Here is a 16,530-nt window from a genome sequence, read left to right as displayed (position 1 = left end):
GGGACGGCGCATCGACACACCGGGACACCGGCACACCGGGACACCCAACACACGACGCAGACACACGGGAGGGCGCGCGATGGCGGTCGGCACCATGCGGTACTGGGCCGCGGCGAAGGAGGCCGCGGGCACGCCGGAGGAGCCGTACGACGCGGCCACCCTCGCCGAGGCGCTGCGCCGGGCCCGGGAGCTCCACGGCGGCTCGACCCGCTTCGACGCGGTGGTCGCGAACTGCTCGTTCGTGGTGGACGGGGACCCGGTCGGCCGGCGTGACCACGCGGCGGTCGTCCTGACCGAGGGCGGCACCGTCGAGGTCCTGCCCCCCTTCGCCGGCGGATGAGCGGCCCGGACGGGCGCCCGACGGGCGACCGATACGAGGAGCAGGGCGGCTACGACCCGGCCGCCGGATACCCGGGGGAGCAGCTCGCCCAGGGTTATCCGGGGCAGCCGTACGGCGGGCAGCCCGTCGAGCCCTACGGCGGTGTCCCGGCGCAGGCGGGGCAGTACGGACAGCCGCACCCGCAGCAGACCGACCACGGGGCCTACGGCTACGGGGCGGAGCAGTATCCGCAGGGCTACCAGGACCCGACGGCGGGCCCGGCGGGCGGCGGCTACGGCTATCCGGATCCGCCGGGTGTGCCGGCTCCGGGCGGCGGCTACGGCTACGACGGCGCGACCGACGTACTGCCCGCGATCACCGAACCCGGATTCGGGGGTTACGGCGGCGACGGGTACGGCGGGGTCCCGCACCAGGGCGAGCCCCACTACGGCGAACACGGCCGGGGCGAGTACGCCGGCGCGACCGAGGTGATGCCGGCCATCGTGGACGACGCGGGTGGGCACGGCGGCTACGAGACCGGCTTCGAGCCGGAGTTCGCGCCGGGGGCCGACTACGGCGCCGAGTTCGGTGTGGGGGCGGGCACGGACTTCGCCGCCGGCACCGACTTCGATCCCGGCACCGACTTCGATCCCGGTGTCGAGTTCGATCCGGGCGTCGACCACGCGGCCGAGCTCGACCTCCGGGTCGGGACAAAGTCCGATCCCGACCGCGCGTCGCTCCCGGTGCCCGCGCCCCGGCGCGGCGACTCGCCCACGCGCGCCTCGCGGTCGACCGCGACGCCGATCTGGGATCCGCCCGGCCTGCTGCCGGGACTGTGCACGGTCGGGCTGGCCGGCGCGCTCGCGGTCACCGCGATCGCCGGGAAGCCCGCCCTGCTCCTGGGGGTCGCGTTCCTCCAGGTGCTCACCGCCGTCGGGTGGTTCCGGCTGAACGGCATGTGGCCGGCGCGCCAGGGCATCGCGCTGGTGGTGCTGGTCGCGTTCGGTACCGACGCGGCGGTCTACGCCAAGGGCGAGCAGGGGCTGGCGAGTGTGCCGGCGGTGCTCGCCGGCGCGTTGTTGGTGACGTTGGCCCTGCAGGCCCGGAGCGGGGCCCGGCCGGGCGAGTTGTTGCCGGCGCTGACGGTGACCACCTCGGCCGCGTTGATCACCGCCTTCGACGTGGCCTATCTGGTCGCGGGCGATCTGTCGGGCGGGCCGATCGACGCGGGCGCGGCGGTGGTGCCGGCGGTGCTGGCGGCGGGTGTCGCGACGCTGGTCCGGGCGGTTCCGCTGCCCCCGGCGATCGCGCCGATCCCGTCCTGGCTGCTCGGCGCCGCGGCGGGCGCGGCGGCGGCGATCTCGCTCGGCGGCGAGGCGCCGTACGCCGCGCTGCTCGGGGCCGGTGCGGCGGCGCTCGCGCTGCTCGGTCGGCGGGTGGCCGGCTACGACCATCCGTCCCGGTTCGTGCACTTCACCGCCGGTGTGTCCCTGCCGCTCGCGCTCGCCGCGCCGGCCGCGTATCTGTTGGGCCGGGTCATGATCGGCTGATTAACCGTGCATCGGCGGCCTCGTCACGGGAGGATGCGGCCATGCCGTGGATACGCCGCCGGTCCCGTCCCGGGACACGGGATGAACCGCCGGGCCCGTCCGCTCGTGAAGCGGGTGTGTTGCAACGTTCGGACGTGCTCGGCGCCGAGGCGCAGGCGGACCCGGCGGCGGCTCGCGCCTTCCTCGCGCGCACCGCCCCCGAGGACGACCGACCGGCCGCCGACCCGCTGCACTCGGCGTCCCGAATATCCACCGCCGACGAGGCGGTCATCCGCACCCTCTACCTCGAACACGGCGGCCCCCTCCTGGGGTTCGCGCTGCGGCTGACCGGTGGTGACCGGGCCTGGGCCGAGGACGTGGTGCAGGAGACCCTGTTGCGGGCCTGGCGCCACCCCGAGGCCCTCGACCCCGGCCGGGGCTCGGTCCGCGGCTGGTTGTGCACCGTGGCCCGCAACGTGGTGATCGACGTCGGCCGCGCCCGGCGCGCCCGGCCGCCCGAGACCGGCGACGCGGTGCTCGCGACGGTGCCCGACGAGGGCGCGGAGGCGGAGTTCGACCGGGCCGTGCTCGCCTGGGACGTCGCCGACGCGATGGCCGCGCTGAGCCCCGAGCACCGCGCGGTGTTGCTGGAGACCTACTACCGGGGCAGTTCGGTGGCCGACGCGGCCAAGACCCTCGGCGTGCCGGAGGGCACGGTCAAATCACGGACGTACTACGCGCTGCGAGCGCTGCGCGTGGCCTTGGAGGAAAGGGGGTTGGTCCCGTGACGGACATCGGGGACGAGGGCACGACGACGAACGGCACCACTCCCGACACGAACCCGCCGCCGCCCGCCCGGCCGCCGGGATCGCCCGCCCCGCTGGGCTGTGCGGTCGCGCGCCTGGACCTCGGGGCGTTCGTGGTCGGCGCGCTGGACGAGGACGAGGCCGCCCGGGTGCGCACCCACGTGGCCGGCTGCCCGCGCTGCCGGGCCGAGTACGAGGAACTGGCCGGCCTGCCCCGGATGCTGGCCCGGCTGAGCGAGCCGGAGGCGCGGGCCAGCGGCGCGGCGGCGCAGGGGGCGGCCCCCGCGCGGTTGTTGTCCGCCGCCGCCGTGCGGGCCGACCGGGGTCGGCGGCTGCGCTCGCTGGCCGCCGCGGCCGCAGCGGTGCTGGTGCTGCTGGCGGGCCTCACCGGCTGGGCGCTCGGCGACACCGGCGGCGACGGGGACACCGCGGCGGCGCCGACGGGCGCGGTCCCGGGCCCGCCGACCGCGCCGGCCACCCCGCCCGGCACCGCGACGCCGCCCGCGCAACCGGGCGGCCGTACCGTGCGCGCGGGTGATCCACGCTCCGGCGCGGGCGCCGAACTGCGCTACGCGCCCACCGCGTGGGGCAGCAGCGTGGACCTGTCGCTGTCCGGGATCCGCCCCGGCACCCGCTGCCGGTTGGACGTCTACGGCACCAAGGGCCGGGTGGAGACCGCGTCCTCGTGGGTGGTGCCCGACGGCGACTACCCGCCGGCCGATCCGATCCGGGGCGCGACCGGCATTCCCGTCGGCGAGATCACCCGCTTCAGCGTCAGGACCGTCGTCGGCGGCGAGCAACTCATCGAGATTCCACTCGCACAACCATGACAAACAGGGATCAATCCCCTGGTCGTCTCGAAGTACGGACACATTTGTCTCGCATGATGGGACATGCATGACAGCGGCGGTCATCCGTCCCTACGATCGTGATGTGAAGCGACAGGCGGATGACCTCACCAAGCGGCGCGCAGTGGACCTGTGCCGCACGCAGACCTGCCTGTGTTGCGCTGACTGACTTGTCGACAGTCGTCGTTCGGCGATCCACCCGCGGTGGATCGCGACCGACCGTCGGCCCCGGGACCCGAGCCGTGTGACGACACGGCGGAACGGGCACCCGGCTCCCGCGTGAAACACCCCTGACACACGTACACCCCCGCATGCGGCGGCGCCGCGGCATGCCCGGGTGTGTCGCGAACGTGTGTCGCGAACGTGCATCCCGACATCCGCGAGATCCCGCGCACTTCTGCACCGGAGGTATCCCATGAGCCGCTCCGACGTTCTGGTAGACGCCGACTGGGTCCAGGCCCACCTGGACGACCCGAAGGTCGTCCTCGTCGAGGTCGACGAGGACACCAGCGCCTACGTCAAGAACCACATCCGCGGTGCGGTGCGCATCGACTGGCGCGACGACCTGCAGGACCCGGTCAAGCGCGACTTCGTCGACGAGGCCGGCTTCTCGGCGCTGCTGTCCGCCAAGGGCATCGCCAACGACGACACCGTCGTGCTCTACGGCGGCAACAACAACTGGTTCGCGTCCTACGCCTACTGGTACTTCAAGCTCTACGGTCACGGCGACGTCAAGCTGCTCGACGGCGGTCGCAAGAAGTGGGAGCTCGACTCCCGCGAGCTGGTCGTCGAGGTGCCCGAGCGCGCCGCGACCACCTACACGGCCAAGCCGCAGGACACCTCGATCCGCGCCTGGCGCGACGACGTGCTCGCCGCGATCGGTTCGCTGAACCTGGTCGACGTGCGTTCGCCCGACGAGTTCTCCGGCAAGCTGCTCGCCCCGGCGCACCTGCCGCAGGAGCAGTCGCAGAAGGCCGGCCACGTGCCGACCGCGAAGAACATCCCGTGGTCGAAGGCCGCCAACGACGACGGCACCTTCAAGACCAACGAGGAGCTCACCGCGCTGTACGAGGGCGAGGGTGTGGACCTGGCGAAGGACACCATCGCCTACTGCCGGATCGGCGAGCGCTCCGCGCACACGTGGTTCGTCCTGCACGAGCTGCTCGAGCAGGGCAACGTGCGCAACTACGACGGCTCGTGGACCGAGTACGGCGCGCTGGTCGGCGTGCCGATCGAGCTCGGCGACGGCAAGTGACCGACGGCTACACCCACCCGAACGCAGGGAGCAGGAACGATGTGCGGTGCGAAGGCCGGCGGCCCGGATCTGGCAGGAGTTGACGTGGCGAAGGAAACCATCATCCAGGGGGCGGTGACCAAGGGCGGGCAGCCCATCAACGGTTACGTGCGCCTGCTCGACGCGGGTGGCGACTTCACCGCCGAGGTGCCCACGTCCGCGACCGGCGAGTTCCGGTTCTTCGCGGCCCCCGGCAACTGGACTGTCCGGGCCCTGGTACCCGGCGCGACCGTGGACCGCAGTGTGGTGGTGTCCGAGAAGGGCACCGTCGCCGAGGTCGAGATCGCGGTCTGACACCCCGACGGGGCGGATCTCCTTCGGACGTACACCCACGGAATCCGTCACCGCTCGGTGCGATACGGCCGCGCCCCTCCCCACGTGCTCGGGGGAGGGGCGCGGTCCGTCCGGTCGTGCGCCCGGTGTGTCCCGCCCGTCGTCGGGGCAGAAAGGTTTCCGTATCGTCGGGGGGAACCGCCCGGCGCATCGGGGCACCGGAGCAAGGCGCGACGCCGGGAGGCAACACGTGGCATGGGCGATTGTGATCATCGCGGGAGTCCTGGAGACCGGCTTCGCCATCATGCTCAAGCAGAGTCACGGATTCACCCGGTTGTGGCCCACCATCGGCTTCGCCGTCTGCGCGCTGGGCAGCTTCGGACTGCTCACCTACGCGCTCAAGTCCCTGGAGGTCGGCCCCGCCTACGCGGTGTGGACCGGGATCGGCGCGGCGGGCACCGCGCTCGTGGGCATCTGGCTGCTGAACGAGGGCTCGTCCCCGCTCAAGCTGATCTCGATCGGCCTGGTCCTGCTCGGCGTGATCGGCCTGAACATCTCCGGGATCAGCCACTGACACCGGCGCGTCGGGGCCCGGCCGGTCAGTACACCAGCGCCTGGGCCCCGTCGGCGAGCGCCTCCTGCACGAACACCTGGGCGCCCGCGATCCGCACCCCCGGCAGCACGTCGTCCCCGGTGATCCCGCGCCGCGCCGCGCACTGCGTGCACAGCGTCACCCGCCCGCCCGCGAGCAGCGCGTCGAGCAGATCCGGCAGCGGCGCGGCGTGCGGGAGTTCGAACTCGGCGGCCCGCCCGGGCAGCGCGAACCAGGACGACTCGCCGGTGAGCCACAGCGACACGTCGACCCCCGACGCGAGCGCCACCGACGCCACGGTGAACGCCTGGGAGCAGCGCTCCGGCGCGTCCTGACCTGCGGTGACCTTGACCACGAGAGATCGCTTCACGGCCCGCAGCCTATACACTGAGGCCGTTTGGCACCCGGCCGGGGCGATCCGGCCGCCCCGTACGAAGCACGAGGAGCACCCGGGCGATGCACATCTTCTTCATTGCGCTGCTGGCCGTGGTCGGCGTCCTCGTCGCGTGGTTCGCCGCGCTGACCGTGTCCAAGCTGTACAAGGGCCAGAACTGAGCCCACGCCCGGTAGGCTGACCGGCCGTACCCGACCCTCGGAAGCGGCCCTCCCCACCATGATCGAAATTCCGGACGACCTGCACTTCGACGCCGTCCCCCTCGCGTTCCTGCTCGGCACCTGGGAAGGCGCCGGTGTCGGCGACTACCCGACGATCGAGGCGTTCCGCTTCGGCCAGCAGGTCACCTTCGGCTACATCGCGAACAAGCCGTTCCTGACCTACACGTCGCGGACCTGGCTGCTCGACGACGCGGGGGAGCGGGTGCGCCCGTTGGCCACCGAGACCGGCTTCTGGCGCTCCAAGCTGGACGGATCGGTCGACGTCACGCTCGCCCACCCGACCGGCATCGTGGAGATCTGGCTCGGCAAGGTGGAGGGCCCGCGCCTGGAGATGCGCACCGACGTGGTCGCGCGCACCGAGGACGCCAAGGACTACACGGCCGGACACCGGCTCTACGGCCTGGTCAAGGGCGAGTTGATGTACGCCTACGACATGGCCGCGATGGGACACCCGCTCCAGGCGCACGTCTCCGCCCAGCTCAAGCGGGTCGACGCGGAACTCGCGGCCGAGTAGTCGCCCGGTCGGCCGGTCCGGCGGGCGCCGCGCACTCGTAAACTTCCCTGCGTGAGCACTGACTGGAAGCACGAGCTTCGCGAGAAGGGCTACCGGCTCACGCCGCAGCGCCAACTCGTCCTCGAAGCGGTGAACGCCCTGGGCCACGCGACACCGGACGAGATCCTGGTGGAGGTGCACAAGACCGCGGGCGGGATCAACATCTCGACGGTCTACCGCACTCTCGAACTGCTCGAACAGCTCGACCTGGTCACCCACACCCACCTCGGGCACGGTGCGCCGACCTACCACCCGGCGGACGCCGGCGGCCATCTGCACCTGGTCTGCCGGGACTGCCGCCGGGTGATCGAGGTGGGCACGGAGGTCGCCGCCGGCATGGGCGAGCGGCTGCGCGTCGAGCACGGGTTCGACATCGACCTCGCGCACTTCGCGATCTTCGGCCGCTGCGCGGAGTGCACGGCGGCCCGGGCGAACTGAGGTTCATCCGACGGGTCTCGTACTGTGGGGACATGCCCACGAGCCCTTTGTTGACCCTGCCCGGCGCGGTCGCCGCGGAAGCCCCCGACGTCGGCGTCGCCGCGCACTACGGCGACCCCCTGCGCGAACAACGTCGGCTGGAGGCGGGCGAGGGCTTCGTCGACCTGTCGCACCGCGACGTGATCCGGGTCCTCGGCCCGGACCGGCTGAGCTGGCTGCACTCGCTGACCACGCAACACCTGACCGACCTGAAGCCGCACGAGGCCACGCTGACGCTGGTGCTGAGCCCGCACGGGCACATCGAGCACGCGCTGTACGGGGTGGACGACGGCGAGGCGTTCTGGGCCCACGTCGAGCCCGGCGAGGCGCCGGCCCTGGTCGAATTCCTGGACCGGATGCGCTTCATGCTGCGGGTCGAGGTCGCCGACGTGTCCGCCGACTTCGCCGTCGTGCACGAGGCGGGCGGGGACGCTCCCGACGATGTGCTGATCCGCGCGACCGAGTACGGCCGCGAGGTGTTCCTGCCCCGCGAGCGGTTGGCGGCGTACGGACGCGAGCACGCGCATCCGGCGGGCATGTGGGCGTACGAGGCGTTGCGGATCGCCGCACACCGGCCCCGGCGCGGCCTGGAGACCGACCACCGCACGATCGTGCACGAGCTGGGCCTGATCGACACCGCCGTGCACCTGGACAAGGGTTGCTACCGGGGGCAGGAGACGGTCGCGCGCGTGCACAACCTGGGTCGCCCGCCGCGGCGCCTGGTCTTCCTGCACCTGGACGGCACCCAGGAGACGCTGCCGGCGCACGGCGCGCCGGTGGAACTCGCGGGCCGCCAGGTCGGGTTCGTCACCAGCGCGGCGCGCCACCACGAACTCGGCCCGATCGCGCTCGCGCTGATCAAGCGCAACACCGCCGTGGACGCCGAACTCCTGGCCGGCGGGGTGCCGGCGACGCAGGAGGTCGTGGTCCCCGCGTAGCGCCCCCGCGCCCGTGCCCCGCGGGGACCGGGCGCGGACGCGCTAGCGGATCTCGCGGCGGCGGATGCGGTGCAGGCGCCGCCGCTGCGAGCGGTCCAGGGTGAAGTAGGCGACGACGGGCAGGCCGATCGCGACCGCCACGATGGTCCAGGCGATCCACGACGGCAGCACGATCAGCGCGATGATGGCGACGACGATCCCGGCCGCGATGTACGGCCCGCGATGCGACATGGTCCAACCCCCTTCGATCGGTGAACCTGTCGCCATTCTCCTTCCCCGCGAAGCCCGGGAACATGGGGAGAACCCCCGGGAAGCGCGGCCGGCGACCCCGGGATTTCTCGGGGTCGCCGTCGTGGCGACCGGGCTCACATGTCGACGACGAGGGTCATCGGGCCGTCGTTGACCAGCGCGACGCGCATGTCGGCGCCGAAGACGCCGGTGGCCACCTCGGCGCCCAGCTTCCGCAGCGCCGCGACCACCTCGGCCACCAGCGGTTCGGCCACCGGCCCGGGCGCGGCCTCGTTCCAGGTGGGCCGACGACCCTTGCGGGCGTCGCCGTAAAGCGTGAATTGCGAGATCACCAGAAGTGGTGCCGCCAGATCGGAGCAGGACTTCTCGCCGTCCAGCACGCGCAGGCTCCACAGCTTGGCGGCCAGTCGACGGGCGATCTCCGGGGTGTCGGTGTGCGTGACCCCGACCAGGACGCACAGCCCGGGTCCCACGATCGAGCCGACCACCTCCCCGTCGACGGTCACGGAAGCCTCGGTCACCACTTGCAGGACGGCACGCATGGGCCCATTCTGCACACCCGTCCGGATCGATTCCGCGCCATGTGGCACGCGACGGTCTGCCCGACATGACACGATGCGTCTCATGGTGGATCTTCCCGACGGAGTGGCCCCGGAGGCCATCCGTGCCCTCACGCTGAGCCGGGTTCGCGAACTCATGCGTGACGCCCAGCGCGAGGAGAACGATCTGTCCTATCTGCGGAGGTTGCTCCAGGGGCGAATCGACATCCTGCGCGCCGAACTGGCCCGGCGATCCGGCCGGGACGGCGCCGAGCCGAAATCGCCGGTGGTGGGCCGACTGCCCGAGATCCTGTCCGAATCCAGACCGCCCGCCCGGGGCGCCCGGCACGTCAACGTGCAGCCGCCGCGCACCGATCGATACCGGAGTTGGATCGAGCGACTGCTCGCCGACGTGGGCCTGTCCGACCTCGCCGCGCACACCGACGCGGAACTGGGCGAGGCGCTGGACAAGCTCGCCGGCCACGAGCAGGAGGTGTCCTCCCGCCGGCACCGCCTCCAGCGCACGGCCGACGACTGCGCCGCCGAGATCACCCGGCGCTACCGCGAGGGAGAGGCCAAGGTGGAGGACCTGCTTTCCGGGCGCTGATCCCTCGGGGCCGGCGAAGCCGGTCGGCCCCCGAGTCCGGGAGCGTGCTCACGATTGTCAGCATCGTGCTTGCAGGAGCAAGCACGATGTGTGCATGCTGGGGGCATGGCAGGTCTGAACGTCGGCTCGCTGGGTGAATACATCCGGGAGCAACGCCGCAACGCGCAATATTCGCTTCGGCAACTCGCCGAGGTGGCCGGGGTCTCCAACCCCTACCTGAGCCAGATCGAGCGCGGTCTGCGCCGGCCGAGCGCGGAGATCCTCCAGCAGATCGCCAAGGCGCTGCGCATCTCGGCCGAAACGCTCTACGTGCAGGCGGGCATCCTCGACGAACGCGAGGACGGCGACCGCGAGGTGCGCACCGCGATCATGGCGGATCCGGCGATCAACGACCGTCAGAAGCGGGTGCTCGTGGAGATCTACGAGGCATTCCGCAAGGAGAACGCACAGGACGGTGCCGCGCGGGACGTACCGGGCGCCGCCGACGCAAGCGAGAACGGCAAGGCCGGCCGGGCCGTCACCGATACCTCGATCCACGGGCATGAGGAGTGAGGAACACCATGGCGATCGCCACGGAACTGAGGAAGACCCTGACCGAGACCACCCCGTTCTACGCCGTCGCCGGCGCGGGCGACCTGGTGGTGGAGAAGCTGCGCGAGTTGCCCGAGCGGTTGCGGACCGAGGTCGTCACCGACCCGAAGGTGCTCCGCGAGCGCATCCAGGCGCTCCCGGACCGTACCCAGACCTTCGCCCGGGCCCGGGTGGACTTCGCCAGGTCGCAGGTCGACCGGGCCCGGGAGATCTACGACGACCTCGCCGCCCGCGGCGAGAAGCTGGTCAAGCGGGGCGACCGGCACGACGACACCACGCCCGTCGCCGAACCCCCGGCCGCGCCGGCCGCGAGCCGGGCGAAGGCCGGTGCGACCGCGACCGGGCGGGCCGACGCCAAGCCGCGGACCAAGCCCGCCGCCGGGACCGGCGCCGAGCCGACCACCGGTTCCGGCGCCTGATCCGTCCGCGTCACGATCGTCGGGGCGCGGCCTCGGGAATCCCCGAGGCCGCGCCCGGCGTGCCAGACTGGAATCCCCCGCACGACGTGGCGGCACCCGGCGGCCGCGCAGAGGAGGATCGATGGGCATGGACATGGCCGATGGTCTGCTGACGGCCAAGTTCGACCAGGCGCTGACCTGGCTTTTCCTCGGCATTCTCCTGCTCAAGGTCTTCTGCCTGTTCGACGCGGCCTTCCGCCGCGAGGACGCGTACCGCGCCGCCGACAAGAAGAAGAAGTCCTTCTGGCTGATCCTGCTGGGCATCGCGGTCGTGGTCGACGTGCTGCCGACCGGCGGCTTGGGTCTGATGTTCACCCTCGCGGGCCTGGTCGCGGCGATCGTCTACCTGGTCGACGTGCGCCCCGCGCTCAAGGAGGTCGGCGGCCGGCGCGGCGGCGGCCGCAACAACATGGGGCCCTACGGCCCCTGGTGAGCCGCCTCGTCCGAGGCGGGCGGCGGGCCGGGCAGGGTCCAACGGATCGTGGTGCCGGCGGTGACCTCGGTGTCCAGCCAGATCCGACCGCCGTGATACTCGACGATCTTCTTGCACATGGCCAGCCCGATGCCGGTGCCGCCGTAGGCGTCCTTCGGATGCAGGCGCTGGAAGATCACGAAGATCCGGTCGGCGTACTGCGGCTCGATCCCGATGCCGTTGTCGACACAGGCGAACTCCCAGTGCTCGCCGTCCCAGCGGGCTCCCACGTGCACCCTCGGGACCTCCCCGGCGCGGAACTTGATCGCGTTGCCGACCACGTTCTGCACCAATTGCCCGAGCAGCACCCCGTCGCCCGGCACGGTGGGCAGCGGATCCGCGGTGACCTCCGCGCCGCTCTCCTCGCGGGCCGCGGCCAGCGCGTGCAGCGCGCGCTCCAGACTCTCCCGCAGATCGACCTCGCCCAGCTCGGTGTCCAACCGGCCCACCCGGGAGAACGCGAGCAGGTCGTTGATCAGCGTCTGCATACGCTTGGCGCCGTCCACCGCGAAGGCGATGTACTGGTCGGCCCGTTCGTCCAGTCGGCCCTGGTACCGCTTCTCCAGGAGCTGACAGAAGCTGGCCACCTTGCGCAGGGGTTCCTGCAGGTCGTGCGAGGCCACGTAGGCGAACTGCTCCAACTCGGCGTTGGATCGACGCAGGTCCTCGGCCTGTTCGTCGATCAGCGCGCGGGCCGCCTCGGTGCTGTGCAACTCCTCCAGAATGCGGTCGCGCATCGAGTTCACGTCCTGCGCGAGCGCGGCGACCTCGGCCGGGCCGCGCCCGGTCAGCGCGTGGCCGTACTCGCCCTCGGTGACCCGCCGGACCTGCTCGCCCAGATGCTCCAGGGGGCTGGTGACCATGCGGCGGAACAACACCGCGATGGCGATCAGCAGCCCGGCGAACAACACCGCCACCGCGATCAGCGTCGCGGTCAGCATGGTGGAGTCGCGCGACAGCGCGTCCCGCGCGGTGGCCCGCTCGTCGCCCAGATCGGCCTGCTGGACCGAGGTCCTCGCCCGCACCGCGTCGAACAGGCCCTTGCCCTGGTCGGGCACCGCCACGATGCCCAGGCGATCGGCGAAGGCCGGCTCCGCGTACCCCATCCGCCAGGCGCGGGCCCGGGCGCCCACCTCGACCAGGTCGGCGCGCAGCCGGTCCCCGTCCGCCGAGTTCGGCAGCAGCCGCTCCAGCGCCGCGTAGGCCCGGTCCTCCTCGGACCGTGCCTGCGCGTACGACTCGTGGAAGCTCGGGTCGCCGCTGAGGATCCAGCCGCGCACCCCGGTCTCCTGGTCGACCAGCGCGTTCTCCAGGCGCAGTGCGGCGTTGGCGGCCGGTTCGAGCCGCTCCAGGACGGTGTGGCGGGAATCGTTCAGCCGGGATATGGCCAGGGCGCCGATCACCGCGGAGATCACGATGACCAGCGCGAGCAGGCCCAGCCCCAGGCCGACGACCTGGCGCATGCGGGGGCCCGTGGGCCGCTTTCGTGGCTCGCGTCGACTCACGCCGTCCGGCCCTCGCCGGTCGCCGGGCCGGGCAACACCGGGCGCTCGCCCGGGGCGCCGTGCGGCGGATGGTTCGGATCGTGCCGGAGCAACAACACCGCGACGTCGTCGTTGAGGCTGTCCCCGTGCAGGTCCTCCACCGCGGCGACGGCGGAGTCGATCAGGTCGTAGCCGGTGCCCCCGGCCGCGAGCAGACGGGTGATCAGCGGCAACAGGCCGTCGGTGCCCAGGCGTTCCGGGCCCCGCCCGATCCGGCCCTCGATCAGTCCGTCGGTGTAGAGCAGGAGCGACCAGTCCGGGCCGAGGTCGATCGGCTCGTACCCCCACCGGCCGTCGGGGAACAACCCGAGCGCCGGTCCGGTGGCGCCCTCGGACAGCGGTGCCACGCCCTCGGGGGTGATCAGCAGCGGTGCCGGGTGGCCCGCGAGGTAGACCCGACCCCGGCGGCGATCCGGCTCGATGATGGTCATGCACAGCGTGGCGAACATCTCGTCCGAGCGTCGCTCGTGTTCGAAGATTCGTTCCAGCGTGGTGAGCAGGTCGCCGCCGGTGAGTCCGGCGAAGATCAGCGAGCGCCAGGCGATCCGCAGGTTGACCCCGAGCGCGGCCTCGTCCGGGCCGTGCCCGCAGACGTCGCCGATCATCACGTGCACCCGCCCGTCGGCGGTCTGCACCGCGTCGTACAGGTCGCCGCCGAGCAGCGCGCGCTGTCGACCGGGGCGGTAGCGGGCGAGGAAGTCCAGCGACGGGTCGCGCAGGATCGGGGCGGGCAGCAGGCCGCGTTCGAGACGGGCGTTCTCCTGCGCGCGCAGCTCCGACTCGACCAGCCGGCGCTGCGACTCGTCGGCCCGCTTGCGTTCCAGGGCGTAGCGGATCGCCCGGGACAGCAGCGAGCCGTCGATCTCCTGCTTGACCAGGTAGTCCTGGGCGCCGGCGGCCACCGCGGCCGACCCGCGATGCGCGTCGGACAACCCGGTCAGCACGATCACCGCGGTCCGCGGCGCGAACGCCAACAGCCGGTGCAGCCCGTTGAGCCCCTCGGCGTCCGGCAGCCCGAGGTCGAGCAGTACACACCCGACGTCCTCGCCGAGCCCGACCATCGCCTCGGCCATCGAGCGGGCCCAGACGATCTCCATCGGATCCGGCGAATCGGCCAGCAGCTCCTCGACCAGGAAGGCGTCCCCGGCGTCGTCCTCGATCAGCAGGACGCGCAGCGGACGCGCCACGTGGGCGACCGGACCCGATGCCGAGGGGACGGACACCGGTCCCGCGCGGTAGCCGGTCCGTTCGACCGCTCCGCCGTCGCCGCCGTACGCGGGGCGCACGCCACCACCTCCGGAATGATGCCGCCGCACCCACGCGACGTCGTTCGGCAATCGAAGTTCGGCAATCGAAAAGGGACGATAGCGCGGGCCGGCCCGAGCCGATAACCGTACGGCCCCCGGCCCGGACCCCGGCCCGCCCCCGGTCCGCGGCGTCGGCCCCGCGAGGAAATGCGCCGGCGGCGCGAGCGGCCCGGCCGGCAGGCTGGTCGACATGACACGGATCACGTTGGTTCGCGGCGACATCACCGAGCAACACGCGGACGCGATCGTGAACGCGGCGAACTCCTCCCTGATGGGCGGCGGCGGCGTCGACGGAGCGATCCACCGCCGGGGCGGCCCGGAGATCCTGGCCGAATGCCGGGCGCTGCGCGCGGCCCGGCTGGGGCGCGGCCTGGCCACCGGCGCCGCGGTGGCCACCACCGCGGGCCGCCTCCCGGCCCGCTGGGTCATCCACACGGTGGGCCCGGTGTACAGCCACACCGAGGACCGCTCCGCCCTGCTCGCCTCCTGCTATCGCGAGTCCCTGCGCGTGGCCGACGACCTCGGCGCGTCGACGGTGGCCTTCCCGGCGGTCTCGGCGGGCATCTACGGCTGGCCGATGGACGACGCGGCGCGCATCGCCGTGGAGACGGTCCACGGCACACCGTCGGCCGTGACGGAGGCCCGCTTCGTGCTGTTCGAGGCCCGGGCCCACATCGCCTTCGAAGCGGCGGCGGCCGCGCTGTAGGCGCCGGTCGGGTCGCCGGGGACACGCACGGCGCGACCCCGGGTGCCCGGTCGGCTCGGCGCGCGACTTCGCCGCCCCGTCCCGCGCCCGACCGCCTACGCGAAGGGGCCGAGCCCGCAGGCCCGGCCCCTTCGACGAGTGCACGCGATCCCGCTCACGAGACCCGTTCACCACGCTCGTTCGCAACCCGCGATCACCCGCCCGAAGGCGTCCCCGACCCACGTGCCGGCGTTCCCGACTTCGACCCGCTCGGCGTTCCCGTCCCCGTCGCCGGTGGTGTCGCCGGCGGGGTCGTGCTCGCCGGTGGCGTCGTCGGCGGCGGAGTGGTCACCGGAGGCGTGGTCACCGGCGGAGTGGTCACCGGAGGTGTGGTCACGGGCGGCGTGGTCACCGGCGGAGTCACGGGCGGCGTGACCGGAGGCGTCACCGGCGGCGTGACCGGCGGGGTCGGCACGTTCGGGATCGCCGGGGCGTTCACCGTCCCCGCGCCCGCGTCGGGTCGGACCACGCCCAGGATCGGCATCGAACCGGCGTTGGCGACGGTGATCGTGCGGCCCGGACGGGGCGCGTGCACGATCTTGCCGTTGCCCAGGTACATGCCGATGTGGCTCGCGTCGGAGTAGTAGACGATCAGGTCGCCGGGGCGCATGTCGGCCAGCGGTACGCGCGGCAGCGAAGCCCACTGCTCCTGGGAGGTGCGGCGGATCGGCACGCCCGCGAACGCCCAGGCCTTCGAGGTCAGGCCGGAGCAGTCGTAGCCGTCGGGGCCGACGCCGCCCCAGATGTACGGCTTGCCGATCTTGTCGATCGCGAACGCGATGGCCAACGCCGCCTTGGGCGTGGTCTGCTGGTCGGGCTTGCCGATCAGGGTGTTCAGCTGGGCCTGACCGGCCTCCGCGGACAGCGCCTCCATCCGGGCGAGTTCGGCCAACTGCTCGGGGGTGAGGCCGGCGAGTATCTTCTCGGCCTCGGTGATCCGGGACTGGATGTCGGTCCGGGTGGTGGCGGCTTCCTGCTCCAGCCGACGGCTCTCGGCGAGCTGGGCGTCCGCGCTCTTCTGCATCGCGGTGAGCTGGAGTTCGGCCTGCTTGGCGCGGGCGATGGTGTCCAACTGCGACTGCGAGACCCGCTCGTACGTGGGCGCGTCGCGCAGGAACTGCGCGGGATCCGCGGACAACATCAGGGTCAGCAGCGGGTCCATGCCCCGCGTCGTGTACTGGAGTCGGGCCAGTCGGCCCAGATCCTCCTTGGCCTTCTCGACGTTCTGCCGGGCCCACACCACGCCCGCGTTCACGTCGTTGGCCTTGACCTGGGTGCGACCCAACTGCTCGGTGGTGGCGTTGAATCGCTCGGTGGCCTGCTCGGCCTGGCGGTACAACTCCTGCACCCGGGCCTGGGCGGCCAGCAGATCCTGGACCGAGGTGATCGCGGTGTTGGCGGGCGGCGGTACCGGCGGCGTATCGGGAGCCGCCCACGCGTTGCCGCCGAACAGGACCGCGCACAACAGCGCCGCTCCGCAGCTGGTCACGGCCCGGGTTCGCAGACCGATCCGGCCCCCGAGTTTCACCATGCTTTCGCCCTTTCGGAAAACGGCTTGTCCTGGAGACGCTGCGGACGATTCCATGCGGCGACGCCGATTCGAACCGGAACCCGCGCTTTCGGGACGGCAGTTCCCGAGGACCGGTTCAGCGTCGGATCCTTGCATGTTCCGGCTGTGATCGGCAGGGGACTATTCGAGATCGTCCGGATATCGGAACGGGCGTATCAGGCCAATCCCGGACGACACGCCGGGGTGTTCCACGTTCGGATCAAC

At 72.3% G+C, this 16,530-nt stretch carries 21 protein-coding genes; 15 read left to right on the top strand and 6 right to left on the bottom strand.

Features of this window, described 5'->3' with window-relative positions; translation table 11 throughout:
* The first annotated feature begins 79 nt into the window (after positions 1 to 79).
* The 7 genes from EMA17_RS09480 (at position 80) to EMA17_RS09450 (ending at position 5,643) form a co-directional block, all read left to right on the top strand.
* Complete coding sequence (locus EMA17_RS09480; RefSeq protein WP_126636460.1) at positions 80 to 340, top strand: MoaD/ThiS family protein; 261 nt, start codon at positions 80 to 82, stop codon at positions 338 to 340.
* Entirely contained in the window at positions 337 to 1,869 is a 1,533-nt protein-coding gene (locus EMA17_RS09475; RefSeq protein ID WP_126636459.1) for a hypothetical protein, read from the top strand. Before EMA17_RS09480 ends, EMA17_RS09475 begins: the two co-directional genes overlap by 4 nt.
* Before the next feature lie 116 nt (positions 1,870 to 1,985).
* Complete coding sequence (locus EMA17_RS09470; protein ID WP_281290464.1) at positions 1,986 to 2,636, top strand: sigma-70 family RNA polymerase sigma factor; 651 nt, start codon at positions 1,986 to 1,988, stop codon at positions 2,634 to 2,636.
* Positions 2,633 to 3,484: an anti-sigma factor family protein gene (locus EMA17_RS09465; protein WP_160161356.1), complete on the top strand. Its 852-nt coding sequence runs from the start codon at positions 2,633 to 2,635 to the stop codon at positions 3,482 to 3,484. The genes EMA17_RS09470 and EMA17_RS09465 overlap by 4 nt, the downstream gene beginning before the upstream one ends.
* Before the next feature lie 433 nt (positions 3,485 to 3,917).
* Positions 3,918 to 4,757, top strand: coding sequence for a sulfurtransferase (locus EMA17_RS09460; RefSeq protein ID WP_078975994.1), 840 nt, complete (start codon positions 3,918 to 3,920; stop codon positions 4,755 to 4,757).
* Positions 4,758 to 4,796: 39 nt separating this feature from the next.
* Positions 4,797 to 5,090: a DUF1416 domain-containing protein gene (locus EMA17_RS09455; protein ID WP_078975993.1), complete on the top strand. Its 294-nt coding sequence runs from the start codon at positions 4,797 to 4,799 to the stop codon at positions 5,088 to 5,090.
* A gap of 229 nt (positions 5,091 to 5,319) precedes the next feature.
* Positions 5,320 to 5,643 (top strand): DMT family transporter, encoded by a 324-nt coding sequence (locus EMA17_RS09450; protein WP_126636457.1) that lies wholly within the window; start codon positions 5,320 to 5,322, stop codon positions 5,641 to 5,643.
* A gap of 25 nt (positions 5,644 to 5,668) precedes the next feature.
* On the opposite strand, the gene EMA17_RS09445 is transcribed toward EMA17_RS09450, so the two are convergent.
* A complete protein-coding gene (locus EMA17_RS09445; RefSeq protein WP_170222136.1) occupies positions 5,669 to 6,031 on the bottom strand; it encodes a DsrE family protein in 363 nt (120 codons plus the stop codon).
* A gap of 243 nt (positions 6,032 to 6,274) precedes the next feature.
* On the opposite strand from EMA17_RS09445, the gene EMA17_RS09440 reads away from it, so the two are divergent.
* Genes EMA17_RS09440 through ygfZ form a run of 3 tightly spaced genes read left to right on the top strand, consistent with a single transcriptional unit; the run spans position 6,275 to position 8,244 of the window.
* Positions 6,275 to 6,790 carry a heme-binding beta-barrel domain-containing protein gene (locus EMA17_RS09440; RefSeq protein WP_126636456.1) on the top strand — a complete coding sequence of 172 codons (516 nt, stop codon included), beginning with the start codon at positions 6,275 to 6,277 and terminating at the stop codon, positions 6,788 to 6,790.
* Between the two features lie 51 nt (positions 6,791 to 6,841).
* Positions 6,842 to 7,267, top strand: coding sequence for a Fur family transcriptional regulator (locus tag EMA17_RS09435; RefSeq protein WP_078975989.1), 426 nt, complete (start codon positions 6,842 to 6,844; stop codon positions 7,265 to 7,267).
* A gap of 32 nt (positions 7,268 to 7,299) precedes the next feature.
* A complete protein-coding gene (ygfZ, locus tag EMA17_RS09430) occupies positions 7,300 to 8,244 on the top strand; it encodes a CAF17-like 4Fe-4S cluster assembly/insertion protein YgfZ (protein ID WP_126636455.1) in 945 nt (314 codons plus the stop codon).
* A 42-nt stretch (positions 8,245 to 8,286) separates the two neighbouring features.
* Here ygfZ and EMA17_RS09425 read toward each other — a convergent pair whose 3' ends face one another.
* Together EMA17_RS09425 and dtd are read right to left on the bottom strand one after the other, a co-directional pair.
* Positions 8,287 to 8,475, bottom strand: coding sequence for a tail-anchor membrane protein (locus tag EMA17_RS09425; protein WP_078979320.1), 189 nt, complete (start codon positions 8,473 to 8,475; stop codon positions 8,287 to 8,289).
* A 134-nt stretch (positions 8,476 to 8,609) separates the two neighbouring features.
* On the bottom strand, positions 8,610 to 9,035 hold the full coding sequence (gene dtd / locus EMA17_RS09420; protein ID WP_126636454.1) for a D-aminoacyl-tRNA deacylase: 426 nt from the start codon (positions 9,033 to 9,035) through the stop codon (positions 8,610 to 8,612).
* Between the two features lie 82 nt (positions 9,036 to 9,117).
* Between dtd and EMA17_RS09415 the strand changes: the two genes are divergently transcribed.
* The 4 genes from EMA17_RS09415 (at position 9,118) to EMA17_RS09400 (ending at position 11,121) form a co-directional block, all read left to right on the top strand.
* Positions 9,118 to 9,639, top strand: a complete 522-nt coding sequence (locus EMA17_RS09415; protein WP_126636453.1) for an RsiG family protein — start codon at positions 9,118 to 9,120, stop codon at positions 9,637 to 9,639.
* Positions 9,640 to 9,744: 105 nt separating this feature from the next.
* The gene (locus tag EMA17_RS09410) at positions 9,745 to 10,191 is read left to right on the top strand and encodes a helix-turn-helix domain-containing protein (RefSeq protein WP_126636452.1); all 447 of its coding nucleotides are present in this window, start codon (positions 9,745 to 9,747) and stop codon (positions 10,189 to 10,191) included.
* Between the two features lie 8 nt (positions 10,192 to 10,199).
* Positions 10,200 to 10,649: a hypothetical protein gene (locus tag EMA17_RS09405; protein ID WP_126636451.1), complete on the top strand. Its 450-nt coding sequence runs from the start codon at positions 10,200 to 10,202 to the stop codon at positions 10,647 to 10,649.
* A 133-nt stretch (positions 10,650 to 10,782) separates the two neighbouring features.
* Complete coding sequence (locus EMA17_RS09400; protein ID WP_126636673.1) at positions 10,783 to 11,121, top strand: DUF2516 family protein; 339 nt, start codon at positions 10,783 to 10,785, stop codon at positions 11,119 to 11,121.
* On the opposite strand, the gene EMA17_RS09395 is transcribed toward EMA17_RS09400, so the two are convergent.
* Complete coding sequence (locus EMA17_RS09395) at positions 11,106 to 12,623, bottom strand: sensor histidine kinase (protein WP_126636450.1); 1,518 nt, start codon at positions 12,621 to 12,623, stop codon at positions 11,106 to 11,108. The two genes, EMA17_RS09400 and EMA17_RS09395, sit on opposite strands and share 16 nt — an antisense overlap.
* Before the next feature lie 38 nt (positions 12,624 to 12,661).
* On the bottom strand, positions 12,662 to 13,990 hold the full coding sequence (locus tag EMA17_RS09390; RefSeq protein WP_246126551.1) for a PP2C family protein-serine/threonine phosphatase: 1,329 nt from the start codon (positions 13,988 to 13,990) through the stop codon (positions 12,662 to 12,664).
* Between the two features lie 211 nt (positions 13,991 to 14,201).
* Between EMA17_RS09390 and EMA17_RS09385 the strand changes: the two genes are divergently transcribed.
* On the top strand, positions 14,202 to 14,717 hold the full coding sequence (locus EMA17_RS09385; protein WP_126636448.1) for an O-acetyl-ADP-ribose deacetylase: 516 nt from the start codon (positions 14,202 to 14,204) through the stop codon (positions 14,715 to 14,717).
* Positions 14,718 to 14,910: 193 nt separating this feature from the next.
* Here EMA17_RS09385 and EMA17_RS09380 read toward each other — a convergent pair whose 3' ends face one another.
* Positions 14,911 to 16,287: a C40 family peptidase gene (locus EMA17_RS09380; protein WP_160161355.1), complete on the bottom strand. Its 1,377-nt coding sequence runs from the start codon at positions 16,285 to 16,287 to the stop codon at positions 14,911 to 14,913.
* Positions 16,288 to 16,530: the final 243 nt, after the last annotated feature.

Origin of the sequence: Embleya hyalina, from assembly GCF_003967355.1 — a bacterium.
GTDB lineage: Bacteria > Actinomycetota > Actinomycetes > Streptomycetales > Streptomycetaceae > Embleya > Embleya hyalina.
This window is presented reverse-complemented; position numbering and strand designations above follow the sequence as displayed.